Genomic DNA, 8,871 nt, shown 5'->3' on the forward strand with positions numbered 1-8,871 from the left:
TCGTTTCCATCCTGTCCAGGCGTCTGCGGCGGCTGACCGCCCAGGACTGCAGCGCCTGACGTCTACAAACAGACACTCAGTCAGATCTACGGCTTTGCCCGGCAGTCGGGGGGGTGCGTCCGCATCGCCAGCACCGTCGGGCGGGGAACGTCCGTGACGCTGTACCTTCCCCGCTACCAGGGTGCGGAGACGGCATCCTCCCCCGAAAAGGCACCCGATCGGCCGCCGCTGCCGGTGACGGGAACCGTGCTGGTGGTGGAGGACGAAGCGATTGTCCGCATGCTGCTTGTGGAAGCGCTCCGGGAGCAGGGTTCGACGGTCCTGGAGGCCGAGGATGGAAACGCGGCCTTGACCATTCTCGCCTCTCCGACGGGGATTGACCTGCTGGTGACGGATGTCGGCCTGCCTGGCATCAGCGGACAGCAGATTGCGGAAACGGCTAGGTCAATGCGGCCGAATCTGAAAGTGCTGTTTCTGACCGGCTACGCCGGCAATGCAGACACGGACAAGGAAGTACTCGGGCCGTGCACACGGCTTCTTGGTAAGCCCATTGCCATAGACCAGTTCCTTGCCCAAGTGTACGAGATACTGGGCGAAGGCTAAAGGGGCGTTTTCAAAACTCAACGAGGCGGGCCGCGACGACAAAGATGCAGGCTACGTTGAGCAGCGCATCGACGATGGCGCCCAACCGGTCGTGACGGCGATCCAGGCATTTGTTGGCGAGCAACCAAGCATTGGCGTGCTCAACGACACAGCGGATTTGGCCGAGGCGTGAGCCGTGCGGCTGGCCGATCTTGCGGATGAGGGGTTGGATGCCTTCACGCAGGCAGAGCCACCGGTTGTCGGCGCTATCGTATCCGGCGTCGGCGTACAGGCGAGCAATGCTGGCGCAGACGTCCATGGCCAAGCGGACGATCATTCCGCAGGTCGAACATCGCCAAAGTCGCTACCTGAACAACCGGGCCGAGAACTCGCATCAGCCGACCCGCTAGCGGGAGCGGCGGATGAAGCGGTTCACGTCACTCCGGCACGCACAGCAATTCCTGTCTGCCCATGGCCCCATTCACCAGCACAGCCATCCCCGCCGTCATCGGATGAGCGCCGCCGAGTACCGCGCTTACCGCACCCAGGCCGTCGAGGTCTGGAAGCAGGAGACATGCGTCCGGAGGGTCGCATAAAAGGCCGACTTACGGCCATTCGACCTCCTCGTACGTCCAATCCAAGTTAACGTGACAACGCCCCCGGGAGCGATCCTTGCGTCCCAGGGCCGCGTCAAGCGTCGGGCGGAACACTTCGAAGTCCACCACCGACAACAGCCGTTCCAGTGGATCCCCGCTCTTGCTCAACTCCGCGTAGCGGTCCTGAAGATCGAACAGCCCAGCTTGACCGGCCATGTCCCGTCTTCCGTCGCCTTCAAGCCAAGGAAATCACCGGAACGCCGGCAACGCTACGGTTTTTCGAGGCGTCCCACTGCACCTCAATGACTACAATGGCATACTCTCGCCCGATCCTTGCGGCGTCGTAGTATCAAAGGCACATTGGTCGATAACACAATTTTAGCAACTCCGTGCAATAAGTTCGGAGTCCTTTTAATGGCCTTAAGGGCAACTCCCGTCATGCGCAAACTCTTCAAGCTCGCCGCCGGCCTCACGATCGCCGGGGTAGCTGGCTACATCGTCCTTGCGGAAGGTGTAGCGGTCGTCAGCGCCGATGCGGTCGTCAATGCGCGGGTCGCTGTGGTGCGTGCACCTATCGATGGTCTGCTTTCGCTGCAACCGCGCGCCATTGGCGAACGGGTTCAGCGAGGGCAGACTCTCGGCAACCTGACGGATGTCCGCGCCGACGACTCCCGCCTGTTCGATCTGGAACGTGTGGCTGGCGCGCTCGACACCGACATCGGGCGCATCCAGGCACAGATTGCCAGCATGACGACGAGTGCGGCCACACTGCGCGAACGCACCGAAGCGTATCGCGACGGCCGCATTCGTCAGCTGAAGGCCCGGATCGACGAACAGCAGGCCTTGCTGTCCAGCGCCAAGGCGCAGTCGACCGAATCCACCGCCGCCCTGAAGCGCGCGGAGGAGTTGAGGGTCAACGGGGTCCAGTCGGTGGCGATGCTGGACAAGGCGCAGGCGGCGCATGAGGTGAACAGCTTGAACATCCGCGCGGCCACGGCCCGCCTGGATGTTCTGCGCACCGAATTGGAGGCGGCTTCCAACGGCACGTTCCTCGGCGACTCCTACAACGACACGCCCTATTCCAGCCAGCGGTCCCAGGAGTTGGATTTGCGTCTTGGCGAATTGTCCGCCGAGTTGCAGGAGCGTACCCAGCGCTTGGCGAAGATCCGGGAGCAGATCGCGCTCGAACGCCAGCGGGTGGCGAAGCTCCGCGACGCCTTCCTGACCTCTCCGGTGGACGGGCTGGTGTGGGAAGCGCCCCTAGGCAACGACGAGTACGCGCGCAAGGGGCAGGACCTGCTGCGTCTGCTCGACTGCTCCACGGTTATCGTCACCGCCAGCGTCGCGGAGAGCGACTACAACCGCCTGAAGGTCGGCGATCCGGCGCAGTTCCGGCTGTCCGGCACCAACCGTGTCTTCAGCGGACAAGTGCTGCGCCTGGCCGGTTCGGGCGCCGCGACGGTCTACAACAACCTCGCCATCGCGCCGGGCGCGGACCATCTGAAGCGCTTCGACGTGGCGTTGGCGATCCCGGATCTGCTGAAGGATGCGGAGGCCGGCTGCGCCGTCGGCCGGACGGGCAAGGTCGTCTTCTCCGGTACGCCGCGCGACCTTCTGCGCACTGTCGGTTCCTGGCTGGGATTCGCCTGATGGTTCTTTCGCCCTTCGAGGCGAGCTTCGCACCGGCCCTTCTGGTCTGCGGCGCGGCGCTTGCGATCCTGCCCTTCTGCCGACCGGACGACAGCCGGGTGCGGGTCGTGCTATTCACCCTCTGCATCCTACTGGGGTGGCGGTACATGGCTTGGCGCTTCGCCGAGTCGATTCCGCCCTTGGCGTTCAACGCCGAAGCGATCGGCGCCTGGGCGTTCGCCCTGCTGGAAGCGGCGACCACGGTCAGCTCGACCTTGGCCTTCGCGCTGATGTCCCGGGTCAAGAACCGCAGCGGCGAGGCCGACCGGCACGCCGGCTGGTGGCCGCCGAAAGCCCCGCCGCAGGTGGACGTGCTGATCACCACCTACAACGAGGAGGAGGCGATCCTCGCCCGCACCATCGGCGGTGCCCTGGGCATCGATCATCCAAGCCTGCGGGTGTGGGTCCTGGACGACGGCAAGCGGGACTGGCTGCGGGATCTCTGCGCGCGCAAGGGCTGCCATTATCTGCAGCGGCCGGACAACAGCCACGCCAAGGCGGGCAACATCAACCACGCGCTGCAGCATCTGGCGAGGCTGCCCCGGCAACCTGACTTCGTCGTCGTTCTCGACGCCGATTTCGTGCCGCATTCCACCTTCGTCAGCCGTGCCCTGGCGCTGTTCCATGACCCCTCGGTCGGCTTGGTGCAGACCCCGCAGCATTTCTTCAACCCCGATCCGATCCAGTCAAATCTGCGGATCGGACGCGCCTACCCGGACGAGCAGCGCTTTTTCTTCGACCATCTGCTGGCATCCCGCGACGCCTGGGGCATCGCTTTCTGCTGCGGCACCTCGTCCATGATGCGCTGGGATGGGCTGCAGGCCATCGGCGGCTTTCCGACCGACAGCGTGACGGAGGATTTCCTCGTCACCATCCGCCTGAAGGAACGCGGCTGGCGCACCGTCTATCTCAACGAGCGGCTGAGCGACGGGCTGGCGCCGGAAGGGCTGAAGGAGTACGTCACCCAGCGTGGGCGCTGGTGCCTGGGCATGATCCAAATCTTCCGAGGCCCGTCCGGCCCATTCTCGAAGAACCCCCTCAGCTTGATCGACCGGGTGGGCCTGATCGATTCCTTCCTCTACTGGGGAGTTACCTTCCCGTTCCGCTTTGCCTGCTTCTTAGCGCCGATCCTGTACTGGTGGTTCGGCATCAGCATCGTGAACGCCACCGCACCCGACGTCATCACGTATTTCGTGCCCTACTTCCTGGCCGCGATGATCGCCCTCAACTGGACCACCCGCGGCCAGATCATCCCGCTGCTGCATGACGTCAGCCAGATGCTGACAATGTTCGAGATCATCCAGGCGGTGGCGGTGGGTCTCGTCAAGCCGAAGGGCCACAAGTTCAAGGTCACGGCCAAGGGCGGGCAACGGGACCGGGTGACCGTCCAATGGGGGATGATGCGCCGGTTCGCGCTTCTGGCCGCGGCGACCGCGGGCGGCATGATCTACGCCGGTCTGGCCGACTACGCCCCTCAGGGCGGCGCCGGCGACGGCAAGGTCATCGTCCTGTTCTGGAGCTTCTACAATCTGGCCGCCCTGGCCCTGGCGATGGCGGTCTGCATCGAGTTGCCCCGCTACCGGCAGGACGAGCGGTTCTGGACCGACGAGCAGGCCGACATCGAACTGATCGGCCGGGAGGCCGCCGGCCGGACGCGCCGCATGCGGGTGCTGGACATTTCGCTCGGCGGGTTGCGGATGTGGGGAATGGTCGATGCGGAGCCGGGGGCGCCGATTCTCGTTCACATCGAGGCGGTTGGGCCGGTGCAGGCCGTGCTGGTGGGACAGGCGGACGGCGCTTTCACCCTGCGCTTCATCGAGGATGCACAGGTCCGCGACCGCCTGATCCGCAAGCTCTATTCCGAGCGCTACAGCGGCGGCGCCCGATCGATCAGCCTGGAAAAAATCCTCACGGGGCTGCGGGCTCGCGCGACGCGCTGACCGGTTCCGCATGTGCGGGGGTGGACGGCGTGTCCGGCGGCCGCTTGGCCGCGAGGGTCAAGTCGAGCGCCATGGAGAGCTGGACGAGGCTGGTCGACAGGCTCGTCGCCTCCGCAAAGGCCCGCGTGGGTGGTACCGGCGTCGCGAGGTCGCCATGACTGAGGCGACGGGCGGCCTCGGCCAACAGCTCCAGCGGGCGTGACAGGCGTCCGGCCCATACCCAGCCGCTCAGGAGAGCAAGGACAGCCATGGCGAGGCTCGCAAACAGGATGCGGTGCTGGAGTGCGGAGACGTCGGCGAGAGCGGGATCGGCGCCGTGGCGGACCAGAACCACCCAGCCCAGGCCGCGGTACTCGCCTTCACCGCGGGTCGGAGCCACGGCGGTGAAGTAGCTCTTTCCGTCCGGCCAGACTTCCTGGATGGACTTCGTGACCCCCTGCACGCCGGCGCGCACGCTGGCGAGGTCGAGCTTCTGGCCTTGCAGGTCTTTGGGTCCCATCAGAACGACACCTTCGCGGCTCAGCACGAAGGCATCCACGTCCGTCTTGTCGTCACTGCCGCGTTGCAGAACGGATTCGGCGACCTCGTCGGCCCAGGTCCAACTGAGATGGGCACCGAGAACGCCAAGCGGAACGCCATCCTTGCGAGTCAACGGCATGGCGATATCGACGAAGCGCAAGGGCTCGCCGTTGGAAGCCGGGGGCAGCTTCTGGGCCAACAGAAGCGCTTCGTGCAGATCGCCGGCGAAGGGCGCCTGTGTGCCGGCGCGGAACCAGGGCCGGGCCGACACGTCGACACCCTCAAGAAGCCGTTGCGAGCTCACCACCACTTGGCCGCCGGTTTCCGCGGCGCCGATCCAGGCATAGATGGGAACGTTCCGCTTCAGCGTGTCGAGCTGGTCACGGAGATCATCTGTCCGCTCCAGGGAACCCTGTGCATTGATCATCGACGCGACCAGCGTCATGTCGCGCCAGCGTTCGTGCATGCCCAGATCGAGCATGCCGGCGATCCGCGCGCTGACGTCCAGCAGATGCTTATCCGCTTCCGTACGGACACGTTCCCCGACGGAGGCACTCGCGTAGACTCCTACAACGGCGCTGGGAACAATGCACAGTCCGACAAGGCCAAAACGGAGAATGGTGCCGAGGGACTTCAAACGCTTCGTCATACCATGACCTCTTATCGGCATGATTTGCCGTTGGAGATCATTGCAGGCAGGTATATATATAACGTTAATTGCAATCTACTTATTTACGATTTCTTTCCGGGGCGCCTATGGCTGAGAGTGTCAGCCCGAAGCTAGTCCGCCGGCAGTATGGCGAACTGACCCTACCCGAGCACTGCTGCCCCGTCTGGAATACCATGCGTCAGATCATCGTAGACACCCCGTTCCGTAACGGCTCCCAGAGGTAATTGATAGATTTGAATTGAGCTTTTGTGTTGTAAGTGGCTCTAGCAAGAGCAATATGCAGTGTTTCTGCTGAGAATGGCTTGAGCAGGAGCGGCCAACCATGCTTATCGACGGCCATTCTAATCTGAGAACCACTATTGCCTGTCATGGCAATCACGTATGAGTTTTTAAAAAATCGATTCAATATATCGAATATAGCGTTGACGCTATCCTTATCATTTAAGTGAAAGGAGAATGGAATATTTAAAAAGATAGCATCGGGAGAGAAATCCGAAATTGATGCATAAGATACTGCCTCGATTAGAGTGTCTGTTGACGCAACCTCAAAATTCCATTCTTGCAATATCATTGATAATGCAGAGCGCACCCCGGCATTGTCGTCAATGATAATTACACGCATTTATATGCCTCCCTAAGCGGCATGCAAATTGATCTTCTTGGGTATGTGAAGCTATGTCACGGCATGATTGCCTTTGTTCGTGTGGAGTGTCAATTGGTGCGAAACTGCTTTTAAGCACTTTGCAATCATGTTTCACGTCAGCGTTCAAAGATTACGCACTCATTCTTGCGGAATGCTCCTTGCTAAATCGAGGGAGCTAATCTCCTCCATCTTATTTGTGTGATAGCGGAACGTTGTTGGGATTCGGTCTGTTTGGCCATCCAGGAATATGGCTGGATGTTCGCGGGGCTTGCCCGAGCGCGCCATGTCAAACGGAGCAAGGGCGCACAGCGGTCCATCGCCTCCATGAAGAGCCCCAAATCCCCGGCTGGCTGATCCCGGTCAACCCCACCGCCGCCCTTTGGGCGGTGGCCCGCCAAGGCCAGGGATGACGGGGAGCACAGACCGGGGATCATGGCCAATGCAGCGACCGCCGGCTCCGCGGCTTTCGGGGAGGAGCCGCCATGGACCAGATCCATCCCAACGCCCGCACCACCCCGGCCGTGCGCGCCGCCATCGCGGCGTTCACAATTCCCTCCGGCCGGGCCGCCACCAGCCAGGCGGCCTATCGTCAGGAGGGGACGCCGGGCAGGTGGTTGCTCAGCTCGAACGAGCTTTTGATCGGCACTCTTAATGTACCGATAATGTGCCGATGCCCGCCAACCACGTCGCCAAATACCTTCCATGAAAATGGAAGTCGGCCTTCAACTTTTGATCCAGTTGGATCACGCTCCGCTTCCCATCATCAATGAATTTGATGCAAATCAACGCGGACTATTGTCCTCCTGAGGAATGGTCCTCCCATAGAGTTCTCCGTCCTTGAGCAACCGCTCATACACATGCAGCGAATCGGCGGGGTTAAATCTCCGCCGTTAGATCAGTGGGTGGTGCTCTTTCAAATCTCACCACCTGGGAGGCGGTCGTTGAGCCAATTGCGGGAAGTGGCAGTCGGCGGTTTCGTCTATGGGTTCGGCGAAGATCCGTGGATGGAACAGAGTGGTGGCCTTGAGGAGCGACTCCGGGCGTTGCACGAGGAAATCCGCGAATGGCCCAGGCTGGAGCATCTGCACCGGATGGCCGTGGCGACCTACGATCCCAAGGGTGAGCGGGTCCGTACGTTCGTTCAGAGCAACGTCGGCCCGCGGCCGTTCGACCCCCTTTCCGGCAGGCTGTGCGATTATCCTCTTCTGCAGACGGTCGCCGAGACGGGACGCCCCTGGATAGACAACGCGGTCACGTCAGCCCCCGGTTCCACCGGACCAGGCGGCAGGTTACTCAAGCAGGGTTTCCGCTCACGCTACGTGAGCCGAATTCACTGGCAGGGCAACCTGTATGGGTTCCTTTTCTTGAACTCAAGGAAGGATGGCTTCTTCACCGAACCCATCGTGTCGGCTCTCATGCCGTACCGGCGGGTCATCGGCGTGCTCGTTGCGTCCGAGATGACCAGCACACGCGCCATGCTGGCGGCCGTGCACACGGCCCTCGAGGTCAGCCACTACCGCGACGAGGAGACCGGCGCTCACCTCAACCGCATGAGCCGCTACGCTCAGCTTGTTGCGGCAAAAATCGCGTCGAAGCACGGCCTTTCGGACGAGTTCATCGAGTACGTGCTCCAGTACGCACCTCTGCACGATGTGGGTAAGGTGGCGGTGCCGGACAGCATCCTGCTCAAGCCCGGCAAGCTGTCGCCGGACGAGTTCGAGGTCATGAAGACGCACGTAACCAAAGGCCTGGATATCATCCACGCTATGATTCACGACCACGGCCTTGGCGCCCTACCGCACGCCACCATTTTGCGCAATGTGGTGGGTTGTCACCATGAGGCCTTTGACGGCTCCGGCTATCCCAACGGCCTTTCTGGCGCGGCCATTCCACTGGAAGCCCGCATTGTCGCGGTCGCCGACGTGTTCGACGCGCTCACTTCCGAACGCCCCTACAAGGGAGCGTGGACGAACGAGGCTGCGGCGGATTTCCTTCGTGAGCAGGCGGGTCGGAAGTTCGATCCGGACTGTGTCGCTGCCCTGCTCACGGACATGAGCGCCATCGCAGCCATCCAGCAGCAGTTCCGCGACACCCCCTCAGGCATGCTCGTGCCCGGCCGCTGATGCCACCACAGTGGGGACTGTCAGGAATTCCATGTACGGGCCGGTTGTGATCAGGCGAGCGTGAACCGGTCCTCGAAGAGGATGGCGAGCTGGGCGCGGGCCATGCCCC

Annotated in this window: 9 protein-coding genes; 5 read left to right on the forward strand and 4 right to left on the reverse strand. The window is 62.4% G+C overall.

Features of this window, described 5'->3' with window-relative positions; translation table 11 throughout:
* Positions 1-153: 153 nt before the first annotated feature.
* Positions 154-603: a response regulator gene (locus Q4I23_RS27250; RefSeq protein WP_498528282.1), complete on the forward strand. Its 450-nt coding sequence runs from the start codon at positions 154-156 to the stop codon at positions 601-603.
* Positions 604-613: 10 nt separating this feature from the next.
* On the opposite strand, the gene Q4I23_RS27255 is transcribed toward Q4I23_RS27250, so the two are convergent.
* Complete coding sequence (locus Q4I23_RS27255) at positions 614-907, reverse strand: hypothetical protein (RefSeq protein ID WP_498528283.1); 294 nt, start codon at positions 905-907, stop codon at positions 614-616.
* Positions 908-1,187: 280 nt separating this feature from the next.
* Positions 1,188-1,394 carry a hypothetical protein gene (locus Q4I23_RS27260; RefSeq protein WP_498528284.1) on the reverse strand — a complete coding sequence of 69 codons (207 nt, stop codon included), beginning with the start codon at positions 1,392-1,394 and terminating at the stop codon, positions 1,188-1,190.
* 222 nt (positions 1,395-1,616) lie between these two features.
* On the opposite strand from Q4I23_RS27260, the gene Q4I23_RS27265 reads away from it, so the two are divergent.
* Together Q4I23_RS27265 and Q4I23_RS27270 are read left to right on the forward strand one after the other, a co-directional pair.
* Complete coding sequence (locus tag Q4I23_RS27265) at positions 1,617-2,828, forward strand: HlyD family secretion protein (protein WP_498528285.1); 1,212 nt, start codon at positions 1,617-1,619, stop codon at positions 2,826-2,828.
* On the forward strand, positions 2,828-4,807 hold the full coding sequence (locus Q4I23_RS27270) for a glycosyltransferase family 2 protein (protein WP_498528286.1): 1,980 nt from the start codon (positions 2,828-2,830) through the stop codon (positions 4,805-4,807). Before Q4I23_RS27265 ends, Q4I23_RS27270 begins: the two co-directional genes overlap by 1 nt.
* On the opposite strand, the gene Q4I23_RS27275 is transcribed toward Q4I23_RS27270, so the two are convergent.
* Together Q4I23_RS27275 and Q4I23_RS27280 are read right to left on the reverse strand one after the other, a co-directional pair.
* Positions 4,776-5,975, reverse strand: coding sequence for a cache domain-containing protein (locus Q4I23_RS27275; RefSeq protein ID WP_498528287.1), 1,200 nt, complete (start codon positions 5,973-5,975; stop codon positions 4,776-4,778). The two genes, Q4I23_RS27270 and Q4I23_RS27275, sit on opposite strands and share 32 nt — an antisense overlap.
* Positions 5,976-6,174: 199 nt before the next feature.
* The gene (locus tag Q4I23_RS27280; protein ID WP_498528288.1) at positions 6,175-6,618 is read right to left on the reverse strand and encodes a response regulator; all 444 of its coding nucleotides are present in this window, start codon (positions 6,616-6,618) and stop codon (positions 6,175-6,177) included.
* 503 nt (positions 6,619-7,121) lie between these two features.
* On the opposite strand from Q4I23_RS27280, the gene Q4I23_RS27285 reads away from it, so the two are divergent.
* Both Q4I23_RS27285 and Q4I23_RS27290 read left to right on the forward strand, forming a co-directional pair.
* Complete coding sequence (locus Q4I23_RS27285; RefSeq protein WP_498528289.1) at positions 7,122-7,409, forward strand: hypothetical protein; 288 nt, start codon at positions 7,122-7,124, stop codon at positions 7,407-7,409.
* A 171-nt stretch (positions 7,410-7,580) separates the two neighbouring features.
* A complete protein-coding gene (locus Q4I23_RS27290; protein ID WP_498528290.1) occupies positions 7,581-8,762 on the forward strand; it encodes an HD domain-containing phosphohydrolase in 1,182 nt (393 codons plus the stop codon).
* The last annotated feature ends 109 nt before the right edge of the window (positions 8,763-8,871 follow it).

The sequence above is a fragment of the Azospirillum sp. UFLA03-27 genome, assembly GCF_059803775.1.

What these genes read in the sequence shown, in the direction of transcription:
- Q4I23_RS27285 (WP_498528289.1), top strand. Translation starts at nt 7,122, where the DNA reads ATGGACCAGATCCATCCCAACGCCCGCACCACCCCGGCCGTGCGCGCC.
- Q4I23_RS27275 (WP_498528287.1), bottom strand. Translation starts at nt 5,975, where the DNA reads ATGACGAAGCGTTTGAAGTCCCTCGGCACCATTCTCCGTTTTGGCCTT.
- Q4I23_RS27270 (WP_498528286.1), top strand. Translation starts at nt 2,828, where the DNA reads ATGGTTCTTTCGCCCTTCGAGGCGAGCTTCGCACCGGCCCTTCTGGTC.
- Q4I23_RS27260 (WP_498528284.1), bottom strand. Translation starts at nt 1,394, where the DNA reads ATGGCCGGTCAAGCTGGGCTGTTCGATCTTCAGGACCGCTACGCGGAG.
- Q4I23_RS27265 (WP_498528285.1), top strand. Translation starts at nt 1,617, where the DNA reads ATGCGCAAACTCTTCAAGCTCGCCGCCGGCCTCACGATCGCCGGGGTA.
- Q4I23_RS27280 (WP_498528288.1), bottom strand. Translation starts at nt 6,618, where the DNA reads ATGCGTGTAATTATCATTGACGACAATGCCGGGGTGCGCTCTGCATTA.